Genomic DNA, 18,541 nt, shown 5'->3' with positions numbered 1-18,541 from the left:
ACTTACTCCTCATGGCTTCAGCACGACCTTGACGCAGGAGTCGCGCTTGTCGCGAAACACCTGATACATCTCGGGGCCTTGGCTGAGCGGGACGGTGTGGGTGATGACGAAGGACGGATCGATCTCGCCTTCCTCGATGCGGCGGAGCAGGTCGTCGGTCCAGCGGTTGACGTGGGTCTGGCCGGTGCGCATCTGCAGGCCCTTGTTCATGAAGGCGCCCATCGGAAGCATGTCGGAGAATCCGCTGTACACGCCGGGCACCGAGATGATGCCGCCGGGACGGCAAACATAGATCATCTCGCGCAGCACATGCGGCCGGTCGCTCTCCACCATCACCATCTGCTTGGCGCGATCGAGCAGCGTGTCGGGCAGGGAGGCCATCACATGCGACTCCATGCCGACGCAATCGATACATTTCTCGGGGCCTCTGCCGTCGGTGAGCTCCTCGAGCCGCTCCAGGACGCTTTCGTTTTCGAAATTAATGGTGGTGGCGCCGCCGGCTTCGGCCATGCTGAGCCGTTCGGGAAGGCAGTCGATCGCGATCACCTGGTTGGCGCCGAGCAGGATGGCGCTGCGGATCGCCATCTGCCCCACGGGCCCGCAGCCCCAGATCGCGACCGTATCGGTCGGCTCGATGTCGCATTGCGCGGCGGCCTGCCAGCCGGTCGGGAAGATGTCGCTGAGAAACAGCAGCTTCTCGTCGGGAATGCCGTCGGGCACCTTGATGTGGGTGGCATCGGCGAACGGCACCCGTAGATATTCGGCCTGGCCGCCGGGATAGCCGCCGGTCAGATGGGTGTAGCCGAACAGGCCGGCCGTCGTGTGTCCGAACGCCTTGTCTGCCAGATGTCGTTTGCGATTGGTGGTTTCGCACACTGAGAAATTGCCGCGCTTGCACTGGTCGCATTCGCCGCAAATGATCGTGAAGGGCACGACGACGCGGTCGCCCTTCTTCAGCTTGCGGTCGACGCCGGAGCCGACCTCGACCACTTCGCCCATGGTCTCGTGGCCCATGATGTCGCCGGGCAGCATGCCCGGAATGTAGTTGTGAAAGAGGTGGAGGTCCGAGCCGCAGATGGCGCAGCTCGTGACCTTGATGATCGCGTCGCGCGGATCCTGAATCTCCGGATCGGTGACGGTATCGCAGCGTATGTCTTCCTTGCCGTGCCAGACCAGCGCCTTCATCTCTGTTCTCCCGCGAGCTACGAGGCATCCAAGTCGAACAACGAACGATGGTTGCTATCGCACGGTGCAAAATCTTTGCGCCGCACCAGCCTGTGTCCCGATAGGAACGAGCGGCCATTGCGGTGATTGGAGCGTCATCAATCCCACTCAAGGACAAGCGAAGGATACGCTCATGGCCGCCAATCAACTCGCCGTCGTCACCGGCGCCTCCACCGGCATCGGCCTGGAACTCGCCAGATGTTGTGCCCAAGGAGGCTTCAACCTTGTCATCGCGGCGGACGAGCCCGAGATCGAGAGGGTGGCCGTCGATCTCCGCAGGCTCGGCACCAGCGTCGAGGCGGTGCAGGCTGATCTCGCCACCACCCAAGGCGTCGACAAGCTCTGCGCCGCGGTCGGCGACCGGCCGATGGACGCGCTGCTGGCCAATGCCGGTGTCGGCCTCGGCAAGGCCTTCCTCGATCAGGATTTTGCCAGGATCAAGCACCTCGTCGATACCAACATCACCGGCACGCTGTATCTGATCCATCGCGCCGGCAACGAGATGCTTCGCCGCAATTCGGGCCGTATCCTGATCACGGGCTCGATCGCCGGATTCACGCCGGGCAGTTTTCAGGCGGTCTACAACGCCAGCAAGGCGTTTCTCGATTCATTCTCGTTTGCACTGCGCGAGGAGCTGCGCGACAGCGGCGTCACCGTCACTTGCCTGATGCCGGGCGCCACGGAAACCGAGTTCTTCCGCCGCGCCGACATGATGGACACCAAGGTCGGCACGGAGCCGAAGGACAGTGCCTACGACGTCGCGAAGGCCGGCTTCGACGCCATGTTGCGCGGCGAGTCCGACATCGTGACCGGAATGAAGAACAAGCTTCAGACCACAATCGCCAACGTCACGCCGAACGAGATGTTGGCAAAACAGCATCGCAAGATGGCGGAGCCGGGCACGGCGAAGTCGTAGAACGATGCTCCCGCAATCTCTGCTGGGCGGTGCGGTCGTTCCCGCGGACCAACAAAGGAGCACGCCGATTCACATAGCCTAATGCGCAAAGCTCCCCGAGCCTTCAAATTGGTTGGGCTGGAAAAAAGGGGGCTGCGATGCCGATGGATCGCGTCGAACAGGCGTTTGTCGCAACGGCGATCACGGGCTTTCTGGTGATGATGGCGGCGATCGTCTGGATGATGATGGGCTGACGGCCGGGAGGGCTGCTGATTGCGGATCGCATTGCCCTATGCTGCGGTGCTCCTGTGCCTGGCGGTGACCGCCTGGCTCGCTTTCGCGCATCTATTCTGATCGCTATCAGGCTCAACCGTGCGGATCGGCGATTAGCGCGGCCAGCCTCTGAGCCATCGCCGGCAGATCGATCGGTTTCTCCAGGATCGGCACGTCGTGGAATTCCGGACTGATCGTGACCTTGTCGTAGCCGGTCGTGAACAGGAACGGTATGTTCCGTGCCTTAAGTTCGCGTGCGACAGGAAAGATCATCTCGCTTCGGATGTTCACGTCGAGCACGGCGGCATCCAGGATGCCGCCATCTCGCAGGATCCTGAGCGCGTCGTCGAGATCACCGGCCGGCCCCGCGACCTCTGCACCGAGCGCCTGACATGCCTTGCCAATGTCATCGGCGAGAAAATATTCGTCCTCGACAATGAAGATGCGCCGCCCGCTGAGCGGCGACTGTGGACCTGACGATCCAGGCGAAATCGCCATGGTGCCTCGTGCCTTCCTTTGCGGTCGGTAGGAACATAGGGCGGTGACCCGCCTTGGTACAAACGAATACAACCGATAGTGGGTTCCATGAGCAACCGCGACATCATCGTCATAGGTGGCTCGGCCGGCGCGACCGCGCCGCTGAAGCAGATCCTCGGCCGCCTTCCGCCCGATCTGCCCGCGGCGGTGTTCATCGTGCTGCACATCCCGGCGCAAGGGATCGGCATTCTCTCAACGGTCGCCAGCAGTGCCGGCCCGCTGCCGGTCCGGCAGGCCGAAAACGGCATGAAGATCGAGCCCGGCCGGGTTTATCTGGCCGCACCGGACCATCATCTGCTGCTGTCCGAGGATCGCGTGTTCCTCGGGCGCGGTCCGCGCGAGAACATGGTCCGGCCGGCCATCGACGCCTTGTTCCGCTCGGCCGCCATCAATTACGGCCCGCGCGTGATCGGTGTGCTCCTTAGCGGCCTGTTGTCCGACGGTTCGGCCGGTCTCAACGCCATCAAGCATTGCGGCGGAATTTCGGTGGTACAGGACCCCTCGGACGCCATTGCCGATGAAATGCCAAGAAGCGCCCTTGAGGCGACCATCATCGATCTTTGCGTCCCCGGCGCCGGAATGGGCGATGTGCTGTCCGATCTCGCCAGGGAGGCTGCCGGCGCCGCGCTGCCGATCCCACCGGAGATCCGGCTCGAGGTCGAGATCGCGGCCGGCGAACGGATCGGCAGTGACAAGCTGCTCTCGGTGGCTGATCCGGTTGCGCTGACCTGTCCGGCCTGCGGGGGCGTGCTGTCCGAGATGAAGGACTCGCACCCGATGCGCTTCCGCTGTCAGGTCGGTCACGCCTTCGCCGCCGACATCCTCGCAAAAGAGCAGGAGGGGCAAGTGGATGAAGCCCTGCGGGTCGCACTGCGCATTATCGAGGAGCGGGCTGAGCTGGTGCAGCGAATGGCCGCCGACGGCCGGCGCAACGGCCGGCCTGCGGTTGCCGAGATGTACCAGGCGCGGGCTGCCGAATATCGCGAATATGCCGACATGATCCGGCGCGTCGTGCTAAAGTCCCTCGATCCTCCGGCTCGCAAGCGGGAGGCTTGAGGGTCGCCATGACCATTTCCCTCGCCGATTGGACCGAGCAGCTCGACACCGAGCGCCGCCACCTGATCAAGGCCGATCGGGATATCGAGGAGGGTTGCCAGCGCATCCGCGATCAGGAGGAGCGGATCCGTGAACTCAGTGCCGGTGGCCACGACGCCGGCCAGGCGGAGCAGCTGGTCGAGGTGCTGAAGCAGACCCTGACGGAATGGCTCCGCCACCGCATCCTGATCGAGCAGCGGATTAGCTATCTCCGGCAGCAAGTCGGTCCGGAGTGATCCAGGGGGCGTTGGCAGGCCGCCTGGCTCCATGCCGGGCGCGTACATCTCTGGTCGGCAATTGACACCGATGTTCGCCGTATGGAACGCAGCGCGACGTTTCCGCCTTCCACCTGTTGGGATAACATCATTTCTGATATTGCCGCGAGCGGGCGTCCCGCTTCACGCCAATGAATGAGAGCTACCGAGACCATGCATGAAATCGGCGACCAATCGGTCGAAACAGAGCGCCAGACCAGGTCCCCGCTGGTCATCGGGGTGGGCGCCGCGCCGACAGCACTGGATAGCGTCGAGCGGTTCTTTTCCAAGCTGACCGTGGGCGCCGATCAGGCCGTCGTGCTGGCGCTGCAACATCACGAGGCGCTCGACGAGCCGCGGCTGCGCCGGATCGTGCAAAACTCCAACGGCGGCAAGATCGCCGACATCAGCGACGGGCAAACCATCGAGGGCGGCACGATCTATCTGTGCCCGCCGGCGCAGATCACGACGATCCAGGGCGGTCGCTTCGCCGTCCGCGCGGCCGAGCAGGCGCCCGGCGAGCGGGCAACAATCGACAGCTTCCTGGTCTCGCTGGCGGAAGAACGCGCCGAGCAATCGATCGGCGTGATCCTGTCCGGCATCGGTGGCCACGGCACGCTGGGCACCGCGACGCTGAAGGATCATGGTGGTCTCGCTATCGCCGAAAAGGGCGCGAGCGACGAGGCTGAGCATCTCGAGGACTCCAACACGCCGGCGGCGATCGCCGATTATGTGCTCTCTCCGGAAGAGATCGCCGAGCACATCCAGGTCTATGCCCGTCATCTGCGGCGGCTGGAAGAGAAGCAGGGGTTCGACGAGGTGCTGGCCGCTGCCGCGACCTCGCTGTCGCGCATCGCCGACATCCTGCGCAGCAAGACCGGCAATGATTTCCACGGCTACAAGCAAAACACCTTCCTGCGTCGCGTGCAGCGGCGGATGCAGGTGGTTCAGATCGCCGAGATTTCCGCCTATGTCGATTTCCTGCGCAACGACGACGATGAGGCCCAGCACCTTTTCAACGACCTCTTGATCGGCGTCACCGAATTCTTCCGCGATAAGCGCGAATTCGAGGTGCTGGAGAGCCAGATCGTCCCGAAGATGTTCGAAGGCAAGAGCGCGGGCCAGCAGGTTCGCGTCTGGGTGCTCGGCTGCGCCACCGGAGAGGAGGCCTATTCGATCGGTATCCTCCTGCGCGAGCACATGGCCAAAATGGACTCCGTGCCGCAGGTTCAGATCTTCGCGACCGACATCGACGGACGGGCGCTGGCGGCCGCGCGCGTCGGCCGCTATCGCACCAAGATCGAGACGGACATGACCAGCGAGCGCCTGGCGCGCTGGTTCGTGCGCGAGGGCGATACCTATTGCGTGGTCAAGGAGCTGCGCGAGATGTGCATCTTCTCGCAGCACAACGTGACCAAGGACGCACCGTTCTCGAAGCTCGATCTCGTCTCCTGCCGCAATCTGCTGATCTACCTCAATGCCGAATTGCAGAACCGGGTGATCCCGCTCTTCCACTTCGCGCTTCTGCCGGATCGTTACCTGTTCCTCGGCAATTCCGAGAACGTGACGCGGCATCCAAAACTGTTTGCGCCGATCGATCGCCGCGCCCGCATCTTCAAGAAGCTCGAGACCGGAACGCGGCTGCCGCCGGAATTTCCGATCACGACCGTCGCGGGCAGGGCGCCCGCCGAGGTGCCGCCGTTGCGCTCGTTCCGCCCCGACGTCGGGCTGGAGCGCCGCGCGCAACGGGTCGCGGAGCGCTACGCGCCCGCTTATGTCATCACTGACGGCAACTTTCAGGTCCTGCACTTCTCCGGGCGCACCGGCCGCTACATCGAGCCGACGGCAGGCGCCGCCACGCTCGATCTGCTTCAACTCGTCCACCGCGATCTCCGCCTGGACCTGCGTACGGTGCTCAGCCGCGCAGCGGAGACCAACGAGCCCGCCCATACCGAGCAGGTGCAGCTCGGCGCCAACGGCCATCGTGTTCTCGTCGACATCATGGTTGAGCCGATCCAGGATGGCGGCAGCGACCACCGCAATTTCGTCGTTCTGTTCAAGGATGGGCCGGTGCGCAACACCGATGCCGGCGAGAGCAGGCCCAGCGCGCTGGTGCAGACCGAGCATGTCGAACGTATCGAAGGCGAGCTGCGGGCGACGCGGGAGCGCCTTCAGGCAACCATCGAAGAGCTCGAAAGCACCAACGAGGAGCTGAAGTCCTCCAACGAGGAATACCAGTCGCTCAATGAAGAGCTTCAGTCGGCAAACGAGGAGCTCGAAACTTCACGCGAGGAATTGCAGTCAGTCAATGAGGAACTGACCACCGTGAACGGCGAGCTGGCCCACCGCGTCCAGGAATTGACGCGCGCCACCAGCGACCTCGAGAATTTCCTGGAGAGCACCCAAATCGCGACCGTGTTCCTCGATAACGATTTGCGCGTGATGAACTTCACGCCGGCGATCACGCAGGTTCTGCATCTCGTCGAGACCGACACGGGCCGCCCCATCGCGCACATCAAGGCGCGCATCCCGATCGAGGAGCTCTATGACGACATTCGCGGCGTGCTGCGGACGCTTGCCATCGCCGAGCGCGAGCTCAGGGATCCAGACAGTGGCACGCGCTATATCGTCCGCATCCTGCCCTATCGCAGCATCGACAATTTTATCGCCGGGGTCGTGATCACGTTCGTCGATGTCACCGCGATTACCCGCGCCGAGGAGCGGCAGCGCCTGCTGCTGGCCGAGCTCCAGCATCGGGTCCGCAACACGCTGGGCGTGGTGCGCTCGATCGCCCGTCGCACGGCCGATAGCAGTTCGACGGTCGAGGAGTTTGCTTCCCATCTCGATGGCCGGCTCAACGCATTCGCCCGAACCCAGGCGCTGGTGACCCGCGATCCCGAGGGCGGCGTAGACCTCGAATACCTCGCCGTCGAGGAACTGCTGGCCTATAATGCCAGGGAAGGAGAGCAGGTACGTGTCAGCGGCCCTACCGTGCGTTTTCAGTCGAAGGCCGCGGAAACCTTTGCCCTTGCCATTCACGAGCTCGCAACCAACGCGCTGAAATACGGCGCCCTGAGCCGGCCGACAGGTCGCATCGAGATTTCCTGGCGCCTTGAGCAGGGCACCAACCCGGCGGAGCTGGTGTTCGAGTGGCGGGAGCGCGGTGGGCCGCCGGTTGCGCCGCCGCCGCATAAAGGATTTGGGACCGAGCTTCTTGAGCGCACACTCGCGTTCGAGTTCAAGGGGCAGACCACGATGGCGTTCAATCCCAGGGGATTGGAATGCACGATCGCCATTCCTCTCAGCAAGCGGGCGTTCCATACACCGGCGGTGGCCAACTGATGCCCTTGTCGACGATAGATCGCAGCCAGGTGGACCCGGTCATTCGCCGGCTGAACGCGCTGAGAACCTTGTCGACGGAGGCCCGCACCTCGCTCGAATACGCAATGCTCGAGGGAATCCAGCGCGCAGGGGCGGGCGAGGATCTGATCTCGGAGGGCGATCCGGTCGACAGCATCCGCCTCGTGCTGTCGGGCTGGCTCTGCCGCTACAAGACGCTGGAGGACGGCCGGCGGCAGATCGTCAATTTTCTTTTTCCCGGCGAGAGTTGCGATGCGCACGCCTTCCTGCTGCCCGTGATGGATCATTCCATCGCGGCGATGACGCCGGTCGTCTACACCGAAATCAAGCGCGCCCGGTTCGAGAGTCTGGTGGCTACCGACCGCTCGCTGGCAGAAGCTTTCTTGTGCGAGACTCTCGTCAACAGCGCCATCCAGCGCGAATGGGCTATCAATCTCGGTCGCCGGGTAGCCTTCGAGCGCGTGGCCCATTTGTTCTGCGAGATCATCGAGCGGCTGCGTCCCGTCGGCATGGTCGAGGGCAATTCCTGCGTGATGCCGGTGACGCAAATGGATCTTGCGGACGCCACTGGCCTGTCGGTGGTCCATCTCAACCGCACGGTTCAGGAGCTGCGTGCCTCCGGCCTGATCGTGCTGCGCGATCGCACGCTGACCATCACCGATCTCGATGCGCTCAAGGACGCGGCGCTGTTCTCGCCGAGCTATTTGCAACTCTATCGACGCGGCTAAGCGATTTCTCTGCGGTTCCGGGAGACTTGATCCAGGTTAGCGTTCGCGAATGTTTTTTGAGCGGATGGCTGGTTTTGAGTAATTGACGTAACTTACGTAAAGGCAGTTTCGTCCCGAATCTTCTATCGTCGTTCCATGAACGACGTCCTGCTTGCCCGCGCTGAGCGCGCGATCGAAGCAAGCCGCGCCCTCAGGGCGCAGCGCAGAGCGGTCGCGGATCAGCTTGATGACGCCACGCGCGAGGTGCGCCGAGTGGTGATGGAAAGCGCGATGTTGCGCTCGGAGCTCAAGGCCCTCCGCGACAACCGGGAAGAGCAGGATCTCCGACACCGCGTGCCGCCGGAATAGGAGCCGACGACACCAAACGTGCAGCACGCGCCGGGATGGGCGCCCCACTCAACGCCGCTTCGCTGCTGCTTTCGATCGCCTGTTGTAAGGCGAGCGGTTGACCGGCTTCAGCGAAATGCCTTCGCGCTGCGCCTTGCTGCGAATGGCCGCGACCGGGCGCTGCAGCATTTCGGTTCCGGCGCAGTCGAAGCGGCGTGGGCGCGCGAAGGGAATGCGCGCATCCGTCGCTGCTCGGCCGTTTTGTTTCGCACCGGCAAAATCACGCACCGTTAACTTATTGAAATGCCGGAACCTGCGGTTGCGGCCGAAGCTGCCAACACTGCCGGGCTGGGCCGCCCCAACCGGCACGAAACTCTGGCCCCGGCGCCGACCTCCCGCCGGGGCCAATTCCTCCCATTCCAATTCCTTCCATCTGAAGGGCTTTGTGAAGGTACAATGACCGCGAAACGCAACCGCAGGAAACAGACCCAATCGCTCCAGGAGCGGTTGGCAGCATTTGCCCAAACCGCTCGCGAGCGCGCGCGCAGCCTGCCGCCCGGCAAGGAGCGCGACATGCTGCTTCAGCGCGCCAAGCAGAACGAGGTGACCTCGAACCTGACGGACTGGCTGAGCGAACCGGTGTACCCGAGACGGGGAGGATGACGATGCGGAGCATCAAGCACTACCGCGCGTTCCAGATCGATCCGGACGGGCATGTGTTTGGATGCATCAACCTGGTCTGCGACAATGATGAGCAGGCCAAGCGCGAGGCCGCCTCGCTCGTGCTGGTGCACCGCATCGAACTGTGGCGGCTGGACCAGCGCATTGCGCAATTCGATGTGCCGCCGGACGTTGTTCGCCAGTAGAGCCACGAGAGGAGAGCGAGGAGGAACCGCGCGCTGCGCCCCGGGTTGGTCGGACTGTACCGACCTTGCGAGGAGCCAGCATGACGGAAGCCGACGTTCGCAAGGGGATGCCGCCCGTCAAGCTCTCGCGCGAGGCCTTCGAGCACCGCTACAGGAGCCGGTTCGTCGATCCCGCCTTTGCACCGCTCCAGCGCGAGCTCGATGCCATCGTTGGTGCTGCCTGGGATGCCTACAGCAATTCACGCAAGGCCCCGCTCACGCGAAAGGCGGGTGCAGGATTCTCCAATCCCGATTACGACATCGCCATCGACTGGCTCGATGCGCGCGCGAAGATCCTGGCGGCGCAGCGGCGCCATGACGATGCGGACGAGACGCCGCGCATCCTCATCATCAACGGCTCGGCGCGCAGCGAGCACACCTGTCCCGGCGAGATGTCCAAGACCTGGCGTCTGGTCGAGCTCGCCGAGCCGGTCTTTGCCGAGCTTGGGTTTGCCGTCGACATCCTCGACCTGTCGCGCCTGGCTTCGGAGTTCGGCAAGACGATCCATCCCTGCAAGTCCTGCGTCGGAACCGCGATGCCGCTCTGCCACTGGCCGTGCAGCTGCTATCCGAACTATTCGCTGGGGCAGACCGACGACTGGATGAACGATATCTATCCGCTGTGGGTCGCGGCCCACGGCATCCTGATCGTGGCGCCGGTAAACTGGTATCACGTGCCCGCCGGACTCAAGGCGATGATGGACCGCATGGTTTGCGCCGACGGCGGCAATCCCGATCCGACCTCGACCCACGGCAAGAAGGCTGCCGAGGCCAAGGCGCTGGAGCTGAAGGGCTGGTCTTATCCGCGCCATCTCGCGGGCCGTCATTTCGGCCTTGTCGTTCATGGCGATGCGGTCGGTGCCGAGGGCGTGCGCCGGGCCTTGTCGGATTGGTTGACCGACATGCAGCTGATCTCGGCGGGCCGCTTCGCCGAGCTCGATGGCTATGTCGGCTACATGGAGCCCTACGCCACCTCGCACCGCGACCTCGATGACGACAGGGTATTCCAGACAGAGGTGCAGAACGCCGCACGCGCGCTGGGCAATGCGGTCCGGCTGGCGCGGAGCGGAAAGCTTCGCGAGCCCGGTGCGGGCCTGTCCGATCCAAATCCCAAATGACGGCGGATGATCAGTCCTATGATTGCCTGATCGTCGGCGGCGGCCCCGCCGGGCTGATGGCCGCGATCTACCTCGCGCGATTTCGGCGCCGCGTCTGTGTCGTGGACGCAGGTGCGAGCCGGGCGGCGCTGATCCCGCGCAGTCACAATGTGCCGGGCTTCGTCCACGGCCTGTCCGGTACCGACCTGCTTGCGCGCATGTCCGCGCAACTGGGCGAGCTCGCGGTCACGCGAGTGGCCGTCGAAGTCACCGCCTTGCGGCGACACGAGCGAGGGTTTCAGGCGATCTGGAACGGCGGCGCGCATACCGCCGCCACCGTCATCCTTGCCTGCGGCATCGTCGATACCCATCCGCCATTCGACGAATGGCGCGCGGCAGTCGCGGACGGGCTGTTGCGCTACTGTCCCATCTGCGACGCCTTCGAGGCGATCGGCCGCCGCATCGGCATCGTCGGTCCGCTTCACCGTGCCGCCGGCAAGGCGCTGTTCATGCGCGGCTACTCGCGCGACGTGACGCTGCTCGCAACAGGCGAGGAGGACGGGAAGGCCGCGGCACCGGAGCTGATTGGAGCGGGCGTCGAGATCGTCGTCGCCCCCGGCCTGCGCCTGAGACGGGGAGACGACGGCGTTGAAGCCGTCTTCGCCGATGACCGGACGGCGCAATTCGAGATGGTCTACCCGGTGATGGGTGCGGAAGTGCGCTCGCATCTCGCGATGACGCTTGGGGCCGAACACACCGCAGACGGCCATCTGAAAGTCGACGACCATCAGCGCAGCTCGGTCGACGGGCTCTACGGGATCGGCGACATCGTCACCGACCTGCACCAGATCTCGGTCGCGTTCGGCCACGCCGCGCTCGCCGCCTGCACGATCCACAACAGCCTGCCGCGGCGGCTGGCATGAGGAGCGGGGTATCGGACATTGGTCACAGAATCATCCTCGAAGACCGCGGTCTATGCGGCGCTCTTCGGCAATGTCCTGGTCGCGGTCACGAAGATCGGCGCCGCTGCGTGGACGGGAAGTTCGGCCATGACGAGCGAAGCGGTGCATTCGCTCGTCGACACGACCAACGAGATCCTGCTGCTCTACGGCTACCGGCGCGCGAGCCGTTCGCCCGACGAATCCCATCCGCTCGGCTACGGGCGCGAGCTGTATTTCTGGAGCTTCATCGTTGCGCTGCTGATCTTCGCGCTGGGCGCCGGTGTCTCGCTGTATCAGGGCATTCTGCATGTCGCCGCACCCGAGCCGATCGAGAGTCCGATCGTCAGCTTCGTGGTGCTCGGGCTGTCATTCCTGTTTGAAGGCGGCTCCTGGCTGGTTGCCCTGCGGCGCTTCAGCTCCGACGGCCAGCGGTTCGGATATTATCAGGCTTTCGTTCGCAGCAAGGATCCTCCGGCATTCATGGTGCTGCTCGAGGACAGCGCGGCGCTGGTCGGCATCGCCATTGCCGCGGCGGCCACTGCGGCCGCCGTATGGCTGCGCCAGCCGGTCTGGGACGGGATCGGTTCGATCCTGATCGGGATATTGCTGGCGATCGTGTCGATCGGTCTCGCGCGCGAGAGCAAGAGCCTGCTGATCGGCGAGCCCGCCGATCCGGAGCTTGCGCGATCGATCCTCGACATCGCAAGGCGCTCGCCCGGCGTGCTCAGGGCCAACGGCCTTCTGACGGTGCAGCTGTCGCCGATCGAGGTCGTTGCGGCCCTCAGCATCGAATTTGCGGATGACAAGCGCGCCGACGACATCGAGCGATGCGTCATTTCGATCGAGACGGAGATACGCAAACGCCATCCAAGCGTGGCGGCGCTATTCATCAAGCCGCAGACCGATGCCCGCTACCGCGCGGTGCGCGCGAGGCGTTACGGCTAGCTTTGCGAGGTTCCCTGGACGTCACAATCGGCACGACGGCAGGAACGATCGCAACATCCCCTTGGTTGACGCGTGCAGGAAGCCAGCATTGGAGAAACCGGATGGCTCAATCCGAAGACATGACGCGCTGCATCGCGCTCTGCATGAGCTGCTACCAGACCTGCCTCGGCACGGCGATGAACCATTGCCTCGAGACCGGCGGCAAGCACGTCGAGCCCAAGCATTTCCGCCTGATGATGGCGTGCGCCGAAATGTGCCGGACGGCGGCGCATTTCATGCTGATCAATACGCCGCATCACCGGCATACGTGCGGCGAATGCGCCGAAATCTGCAGCGAATGCGCCGAGGATTGCGAGCGGATCGGCGGCATGGACGAGTGCGTCGCCATGTGCCGCTCCTGCGCACAATCCTGCCGAGCGATGGCGGCCTGAGGATAAGCCCATGCTGGAAGAGAAACTCACGGACGCCATCGTCGAGGAGCTGAAGCGGCAGGCGGCCAACCAGCCGCACTTGCTGAAGGTCGAACGCGCGGACGATGCGAAAGCCTCGCAGGAGCTGATCGTCAACGGCAAGATCGACTTGGCCGCGCTGGTCATGGTGATCGCCGGATCGGTCGCCGGCGGACCTTGAGTCCGGCCGGTCAACGGCGCCCTCAGCCATATTCCTCGCCGATGCCGTATTCCCGGTAGATCTCCAGCGGATCGAGGTCGGGAAACAGCCGGCATTTGGCCTGGGCGAGGTGCAGGCTCACCGCCGCCGGCTCCTTGCCGTTCGAGAGCATCTTGCGGATGTCGTCCATATGTGCGTTCGGCTGATGCTTGGTGTCGAGCTGCTCCAGCGCGACCAGCGCAGTCGCCAGCGCCTCGGTCAGAACCCAGTCGTCGTGGCCGGTAATTCCCTTCTTCGGCATCGGCAGACCCCACATGTGGTAACCCAGTCTATCGGGACTTCGGCCAAATCTCCAAGGAGCCCTTGCAGCCAACAGGCGCGCGGAAGGGACCGGCGGCCCTGCTCCAGCTTGCATTATGGCCGGGCGTGGCTAAAAGGCGGCATTGCCGGGGCAATAGTATCTTTGTTGAAACAAAATCGGCTTAGACCGGCCTGCAGTGCATTCAGGCCGGCTGTTCCGGTCTGGCCCCAGATCCCCGCATTCGCAACACGGTCCGGTTGCACCACCTTCAAGGCTTGAGCCCGCATGGTCTTTCTAAGCTTCGTCTATCGCTTCGTGACCAATTTCGCATTCATGGCGATGGTCTATTTCAGCCTGAATTTCATGGAGAAGTACCAGAACCGGGCGATCATCGCGATCCTCGTGCTGATCTATAGCGGCATGCGCGCAGCCTCGACGCTGCGGGCGTTTTACTTCTACCAGAAGATCGAGCGGCTGGAGGCCGAGACCAAGCGGCTGCAAGGCCCGATCAATGACGGCGCGGGCGGAACGAACACGCGCAGGCAGGTCGTGGTCGACGTCGCGCGGCTGCGGCGCGACGGCGAGGTCAAGTCCTATATGGACCTGTTCTTTCTGGCGTTGATCGTGTTGCTCTGCGTCGCCAACATCATGCGACAATAGGCTCTACTGCGCGCGCTTCTTCAGGCTCGCCACACGGGTCGGGCGCGGCGCGGTGCTCTTGGGCGCGGCGCTCTTGGGGGCAGTGCCGTCGGCCTCTGCGGCATGCTTCGGTGTGCCATGAACAGCATGTGCGGTGCGGGCAGCGCGCGGCTTGCCGGCTTTGCCCTTGGCCGCACGGGGCGTCTCGGCCGCCATGGCCAGGCGCGTCGCGGCGCGCCGCGACAAGGTGGTCGACAGCAGCACCTCGACCGAGCCCTCGGGGATCGCAAAGAGATCGCGGCCGGGCACGGGCAGGGTGGCCGCGACATTGGCGAGCGCCATGGTCTTGCGCGGCAGCAGCGGCTGATGCGCGGTCTGCGCGTTGAGGTCGGCCAGCGAGGGCGCCGGAAGCGTCTTGGTCTGCGCGAACACAAAGTTCGGCACGGCCGGCCAGCGCGCGATCGGTGTGGTCTCGGTCGGCGGATGCAGCAGCCATTCCACCGGCGTTGTCGGCGTCGCCGGCTGCTCGGCGGTCGCGGGCACCACGTGCACGATGCGATAGCCGCGCGCCTTGAGGTCGCGGATGATCTTCGGCAGCGCCGCCACCGTGCGGGCCTGGATATCGTGCAGCAGCAGGATGCCTTTGCCCTTGGCCTCGAGCCGCTGGATCGCGAGCTGATAGACGCGATCGGACGACACATGGCGCCAGTCGTCGGCCGGGAAATCGGCGCTCCAGACCTGGATGCCGCGCGAGATCAGAAGGTTCTCGACACCTTCGGCGCGCATCAGGCCGGGAATGCGGAAGAACGGCGCCAGCTTGGACGGATCGGTCATCGCGGCCGATGTCCACTCGATGCCGCCATTGATTTGCGCCTCGGCCTTGTCGAGCGGCATCCGGTCCATTGTGAGCGGATGGTTCATGCTGTGCGTGCCGACTGTGTGGCCCGCCGCGACCAGCTTGCGCACGCCTTCCGGATTCGCCTTGGCCTGTTCGCCGATGATGAAGAAGGTCGCCTTGATGCACTCGTCGGCGAGGATCTGCAGCACCTGGTTGGAATATTTCGGCAACGGGCCGTCGTCGAAGGTCAGGACGACTTCATGGTCCTTCAGCGGCAGCGTCTCGCGGTATTGCATGGTGCCGATGAGGGGATGCGCGTGCGGATCGACCACGAGCGTGCGGGAGGTCCCGAGCGCGTCCGGATGGCCGGGGCAGTCGGCCGCAATGGCCGCCGGCGAGCCGATGGTCAGGACACCAAGAAATCCGCCAAAGCAAAGGACGATCCACGATCGCGTCCGAGCAACAACGCTACTTCCGATCATCAACCCCGTCTGCCCTCTTGCGCGATTGCCGCCATAGTAGGTCGGAGACATCGGCAAACGGTTCAGGCGCAAGAACCCCGACCCCGAACCGTGCCGCGACAAGTCCCCTTGATACTTGCATGGCGTAGCATGAACAGACTGTTAATAGGGCCCAAATCACCCCATTTTGCGCCGGCGTGACATTCCGGCATCAATGTGCGTCGGCACTCTTCTGTGATGTGCCCGCGGGCACGACGTGAACCACCCGATAGCCGTTCTCCCTCAGATACCGCAGGAAGGCCGGCATGATCGCAGCCGTGCGCGCCTTGGGATCGTGGAAGAGGATGATCCCCTTGCCGGCGGCGGCGAGGCGCTCGGTGACGAGCTTCAATTCCTGCTCCGGCGTCATCTCGTTCCAGTCGCTGGCCCACAGGTCAGCCCCGAACACCACGATGCCGCGGGACTGCAGCAGGTCGAGCTCGGCTTGCGTGGCTTCGAAATAGGGAAACCGGAAGAACTGCGTCGAGGGTGTCGTAGTCGGTGTGCCGTGCAGCGCCATCTCGTCGGCGGCGATACCGCGATCGATCTCGCTCTTCGCCTTGTCGAGCGGGATCCGCGCCATGAACGGATGCGAGAAGGTGTGGTGGCCGATGCTGTGGCCCTCGCGGGCGATGCGCTTGACCATGTCGGGGTGTTCGGAGGCGTGCAGGCCGATCAGGAAGAAGGTCGCGCGCACGCATTCCTGCGCCAGCGCCGCCAATACCTTCGACGTCGTCGGCGGATGCGGTCCGTCGTCGAAGGTCAGCACGACCTCGTGGTCGGCGAGTGGCAACGTCTGCGGAAAGCTCTTCAGGCCCACGCGCGGCGTGGTCTTGGCGTCGACGCTCAGAATGCGCGAGGTGCCGAGCGCGTCCTTGCGCGGGCACTCGACGGCTTCAGTCGAGGCGATGCCGGTGACGGCGGCGAGGGCTGCGCCCGCCGCCATCGAGGGCCACCTCAGTCGAAGCATCTTTGTCATTGCGCTCAGAGTTGCCTTGTGGGTATTGCCTGAACCATCAGCTCAGACCACTCGTTCCAACCTGTCGAACGGCGAGGCGCGCCATGGATGAACATCTGGACGGTGCCGCGTCTGCCGCGGAATCGGTACTCGACCACGTGCCGATGCGCAATGAAGACGGCGAGATTCGTCACGAATTCGTCGCGGAAATTGCCCATGCGATCGAGGCCGGCGACAGCGCCGCGCTGCGCGCCTGCGTTGCCGAGCTCCACGAGGCCGATCTCGGCGATCTCATCGGGGCTCTCGAGCCCGACAATCGGGTCCGCCTGGTCGAACTGACGGGGCGCGATTTCGACTTCTCCGCGCTAAACGAGCTCGACGAGGGCGTGCGCGAGGAGATCCTCGAGGAACTGCCGCCGCAGACAGTCGCCGAAGGTGTGCTCGAACTCGAATCCGATGATGCGGTCGAGCTGCTGGAAACGCTCGATCAGGCCGATCAGGAGGAGATCCTCGAGAAGCTGCCGCTCAAGGAGCGCGTCGTGCTCGAGCGCAGCCTGCTTTATCCGGAAAATTCTGCCGGCCGCCGGATGCAGACCGAGTTCATCGCGGTGCCGCAGGATTTCACCGTGGGACAGGCGATCGACTACATGCGCGAGACGCCGGATCTGCCCGACCGCTTCTACGAGATCTACGTCGTCGACAAGGAGCAGCACTGGCAGGGCGCGGTCTCGCTCGACGTGCTGCTGCGTGCCCGCCGCCCGGTGGCGCTTGCCGAGCTGACCGACGAGGATCGCCGCCGCGTCTCCGTCCTGGAGGACCAGGAGGAGGTGGCGCGCATGTTCGGCAAGTACAATCTCGTCGCAGCCCCGGTGCTCGACACCCAGGACCGGCTCGTCGGCGTCATCACCGTCGACGACGTCGTCGACGTCATCGAGGAAGAGGCGGACGAGGACCTCAAGGCACTCGGCGGCGTCAACAGCGACGAAGAGCTCTCCGACACCGTGTTCACCATTGCGCGCGCGCGGTTTAACTGGCTGCTGGTCAATCTCGCCACCGCATTTCTGGCGTCCTCCGTGCTTGGCCTGTTCGAGGGCCAGCTCGAGAAGATGGTGGCGCTTGCCGTGCTGGCGCCGATCGTCGCAAGCCAGGGCGGCAATGCCGCGACCCAGACCATGACGGTCGCGGTGCGGGCGCTGGCGACGCGCGAGCTCGGCTCCTCCAATGCCTGGCGCGTGGTGATGCGCGAGGGCCTGGTCGGCCTCGTCAACGGTCTCGCCTTTGCCGTGATCACGGGCGTGGCCGCGGTGGCCTGGTTCAGGATCCCGGGCCTCGGCGTCGTCATCGGGCTCGCCATCATCGTGAACCTCTTCGCCGGCGCGCTCGGCGGCATCCTGATCCCGATGGCGCTCGAACGTGTCAGGGCCGATCCGGCCGTGGCCTCCGGCACGTTCGTGACAACGGTCACCGACGTCGTCGGCTTCTTCTCCTTCCTCGGCATCGCGACATTGTGGTTCGGGTTGAGGTAGGAGCTGTTGAAATTCGTAGCCCGGATGGAGCGAAGCGTAATCCGGTGCCGCTGCGTCGGCTCGAGAGACGCCCCGGATTGCGCTGCGCTCCATCCGTTCTACTGGCCATCATCTTTAATCCGAACTTAAGCGGCCTGCCGCATCATCGCCTTGCTTGGGGGAATGAGCATGCGTGTGCGGCTGAAGGCGGACGGACGGATCGTCGAGTTGCGGGACGGGCAGGAGTTTCCTGTCCAGCCGCTTCCGATCCAGCCCTTTCCAATCCAGCCCTTGCCAATCCAGCCTGCGGCCAGCGCAGCGCCGGCCGAAGCCAGCTCGCTCGCCGTGCGCGATTTGCGCCGACGCGCCTGCCTGACCCAGATGGAGTTCGCGGCCAAACTCGGCGTTCCCGTCGAGACCATCCGCAACTGGGAGCAGGGCAAGCGCGCCCCGCGGGGACCCGCCCGCGCGCTGCTCGCCGTGATCGCGCATGCCCCCGACACCGTGTTCCAGGCGCTCGCCAAAGCCTGAGCTCAAAACCTGACGTCAAGGCTTGGCGTCAAGATCTGGCGCGAACCTCCCGTTAGCATTGCGCGCAAGATCCGGCTCG

General features: G+C 64.4%; 22 protein-coding genes. 16 read left to right on the top strand and 6 right to left on the bottom strand.

Going from position 1 to position 18,541, the window contains the following annotated elements:
* Positions 1-9: 9 nt before the first annotated feature.
* Positions 10-1,185 (bottom strand): zinc-dependent alcohol dehydrogenase, encoded by a 1,176-nt coding sequence (locus GWG67_RS04780; protein ID WP_275167994.1) that lies wholly within the window; start codon positions 1,183-1,185, stop codon positions 10-12.
* Positions 1,186-1,357: 172 nt separating this feature from the next.
* Between GWG67_RS04780 and GWG67_RS04775 the strand changes: the two genes are divergently transcribed.
* A complete protein-coding gene (locus GWG67_RS04775; protein ID WP_275167993.1) occupies positions 1,358-2,140 on the top strand; it encodes an SDR family oxidoreductase in 783 nt (260 codons plus the stop codon).
* 345 nt (positions 2,141-2,485) lie between these two features.
* On the opposite strand, the gene GWG67_RS04770 is transcribed toward GWG67_RS04775, so the two are convergent.
* Positions 2,486-2,890: a response regulator gene (locus GWG67_RS04770; protein WP_275167992.1), complete on the bottom strand. Its 405-nt coding sequence runs from the start codon at positions 2,888-2,890 to the stop codon at positions 2,486-2,488.
* Between the two features lie 87 nt (positions 2,891-2,977).
* On the opposite strand from GWG67_RS04770, the gene GWG67_RS04765 reads away from it, so the two are divergent.
* The 5 genes from GWG67_RS04765 to GWG67_RS04745 all read left to right on the top strand — a co-directional run bounded on the left by GWG67_RS04765 (position 2,978) and on the right by GWG67_RS04745 (position 8,714).
* The gene (locus GWG67_RS04765; RefSeq protein WP_275167991.1) at positions 2,978-3,985 is read left to right on the top strand and encodes a chemotaxis protein CheB; all 1,008 of its coding nucleotides are present in this window, start codon (positions 2,978-2,980) and stop codon (positions 3,983-3,985) included.
* Between the two features lie 8 nt (positions 3,986-3,993).
* Positions 3,994-4,260 carry a hypothetical protein gene (locus GWG67_RS04760; RefSeq protein WP_275167990.1) on the top strand — a complete coding sequence of 89 codons (267 nt, stop codon included), beginning with the start codon at positions 3,994-3,996 and terminating at the stop codon, positions 4,258-4,260.
* A gap of 192 nt (positions 4,261-4,452) precedes the next feature.
* Entirely contained in the window at positions 4,453-7,620 is a 3,168-nt protein-coding gene (locus GWG67_RS04755) for a CheR family methyltransferase (protein WP_275167989.1), read from the top strand.
* Positions 7,620-8,366, top strand: coding sequence for a Crp/Fnr family transcriptional regulator (locus GWG67_RS04750; RefSeq protein WP_275167988.1), 747 nt, complete (start codon positions 7,620-7,622; stop codon positions 8,364-8,366). The genes GWG67_RS04755 and GWG67_RS04750 overlap by 1 nt, the downstream gene beginning before the upstream one ends.
* Before the next feature lie 135 nt (positions 8,367-8,501).
* Positions 8,502-8,714 carry a hypothetical protein gene (locus GWG67_RS04745; RefSeq protein WP_275167987.1) on the top strand — a complete coding sequence of 71 codons (213 nt, stop codon included), beginning with the start codon at positions 8,502-8,504 and terminating at the stop codon, positions 8,712-8,714.
* A gap of 48 nt (positions 8,715-8,762) precedes the next feature.
* Here the strand turns inward: GWG67_RS04745 and GWG67_RS04740 are convergent, their stop codons facing one another.
* Entirely contained in the window at positions 8,763-8,981 is a 219-nt protein-coding gene (locus GWG67_RS04740) for a hypothetical protein (protein WP_275167986.1), read from the bottom strand.
* Between the two features lie 168 nt (positions 8,982-9,149).
* Here GWG67_RS04740 and GWG67_RS04735 point away from each other — a divergent pair, with 168 nt between their 5' ends.
* The 7 genes from GWG67_RS04735 (at position 9,150) to GWG67_RS04705 (ending at position 13,211) form a co-directional block, all read left to right on the top strand.
* The gene (locus GWG67_RS04735) at positions 9,150-9,356 is read left to right on the top strand and encodes a hypothetical protein (RefSeq protein ID WP_018455208.1); all 207 of its coding nucleotides are present in this window, start codon (positions 9,150-9,152) and stop codon (positions 9,354-9,356) included.
* A 2-nt stretch (positions 9,357-9,358) separates the two neighbouring features.
* Entirely contained in the window at positions 9,359-9,559 is a 201-nt protein-coding gene (locus GWG67_RS04730; RefSeq protein ID WP_275167985.1) for a hypothetical protein, read from the top strand.
* An 80-nt stretch (positions 9,560-9,639) separates the two neighbouring features.
* A complete protein-coding gene (locus GWG67_RS04725) occupies positions 9,640-10,716 on the top strand; it encodes a flavodoxin family protein (RefSeq protein WP_275167984.1) in 1,077 nt (358 codons plus the stop codon).
* Positions 10,713-11,618, top strand: a complete 906-nt coding sequence (locus GWG67_RS04720; protein ID WP_275167983.1) for an NAD(P)/FAD-dependent oxidoreductase — start codon at positions 10,713-10,715, stop codon at positions 11,616-11,618. Before GWG67_RS04725 ends, GWG67_RS04720 begins: the two co-directional genes overlap by 4 nt.
* Positions 11,619-11,636: 18 nt before the next feature.
* The gene (locus GWG67_RS04715; RefSeq protein WP_275167982.1) at positions 11,637-12,581 is read left to right on the top strand and encodes a cation diffusion facilitator family transporter; all 945 of its coding nucleotides are present in this window, start codon (positions 11,637-11,639) and stop codon (positions 12,579-12,581) included.
* Between the two features lie 101 nt (positions 12,582-12,682).
* Positions 12,683-13,012 carry a four-helix bundle copper-binding protein gene (locus GWG67_RS04710; RefSeq protein WP_275167981.1) on the top strand — a complete coding sequence of 110 codons (330 nt, stop codon included), beginning with the start codon at positions 12,683-12,685 and terminating at the stop codon, positions 13,010-13,012.
* Positions 13,013-13,022: 10 nt separating this feature from the next.
* Complete coding sequence (locus GWG67_RS04705) at positions 13,023-13,211, top strand: hypothetical protein (protein ID WP_275167980.1); 189 nt, start codon at positions 13,023-13,025, stop codon at positions 13,209-13,211.
* 22 nt (positions 13,212-13,233) lie between these two features.
* Here the strand turns inward: GWG67_RS04705 and GWG67_RS04700 are convergent, their stop codons facing one another.
* Entirely contained in the window at positions 13,234-13,491 is a 258-nt protein-coding gene (locus GWG67_RS04700) for a hypothetical protein (protein ID WP_275167979.1), read from the bottom strand.
* Positions 13,492-13,776: 285 nt separating this feature from the next.
* On the opposite strand from GWG67_RS04700, the gene GWG67_RS04695 reads away from it, so the two are divergent.
* Positions 13,777-14,151 carry a hypothetical protein gene (locus GWG67_RS04695; RefSeq protein ID WP_275167978.1) on the top strand — a complete coding sequence of 125 codons (375 nt, stop codon included), beginning with the start codon at positions 13,777-13,779 and terminating at the stop codon, positions 14,149-14,151.
* A gap of 3 nt (positions 14,152-14,154) precedes the next feature.
* On the opposite strand, the gene GWG67_RS04690 is transcribed toward GWG67_RS04695, so the two are convergent.
* Positions 14,155-15,450 carry a polysaccharide deacetylase family protein gene (locus tag GWG67_RS04690; protein WP_275167977.1) on the bottom strand — a complete coding sequence of 432 codons (1,296 nt, stop codon included), beginning with the start codon at positions 15,448-15,450 and terminating at the stop codon, positions 14,155-14,157.
* A gap of 190 nt (positions 15,451-15,640) precedes the next feature.
* Positions 15,641-16,414 (bottom strand): polysaccharide deacetylase family protein, encoded by a 774-nt coding sequence (locus GWG67_RS04685; RefSeq protein WP_275167976.1) that lies wholly within the window; start codon positions 16,412-16,414, stop codon positions 15,641-15,643.
* Between the two features lie 116 nt (positions 16,415-16,530).
* Between GWG67_RS04685 and mgtE the strand changes: the two genes are divergently transcribed.
* On the top strand, positions 16,531-17,952 hold the full coding sequence (gene mgtE, locus GWG67_RS04680; protein WP_275167975.1) for a magnesium transporter: 1,422 nt from the start codon (positions 16,531-16,533) through the stop codon (positions 17,950-17,952).
* Positions 17,953-18,114: 162 nt separating this feature from the next.
* Positions 18,115-18,462 carry a DNA-binding transcriptional regulator gene (locus tag GWG67_RS04675; protein ID WP_275167974.1) on the top strand — a complete coding sequence of 116 codons (348 nt, stop codon included), beginning with the start codon at positions 18,115-18,117 and terminating at the stop codon, positions 18,460-18,462.
* The last annotated feature ends 79 nt before the right edge of the window (positions 18,463-18,541 follow it).

The sequence above is a fragment of the Bradyrhizobium sp. CSS354 genome, from assembly GCF_029051725.1.
Classification (GTDB): Bacteria; Pseudomonadota; Alphaproteobacteria; order Rhizobiales; family Xanthobacteraceae; genus Bradyrhizobium.
The sequence above is the reverse complement of the archived record's forward strand: the minus strand, read 5'-3'. Positions and strand labels throughout refer to the sequence as shown.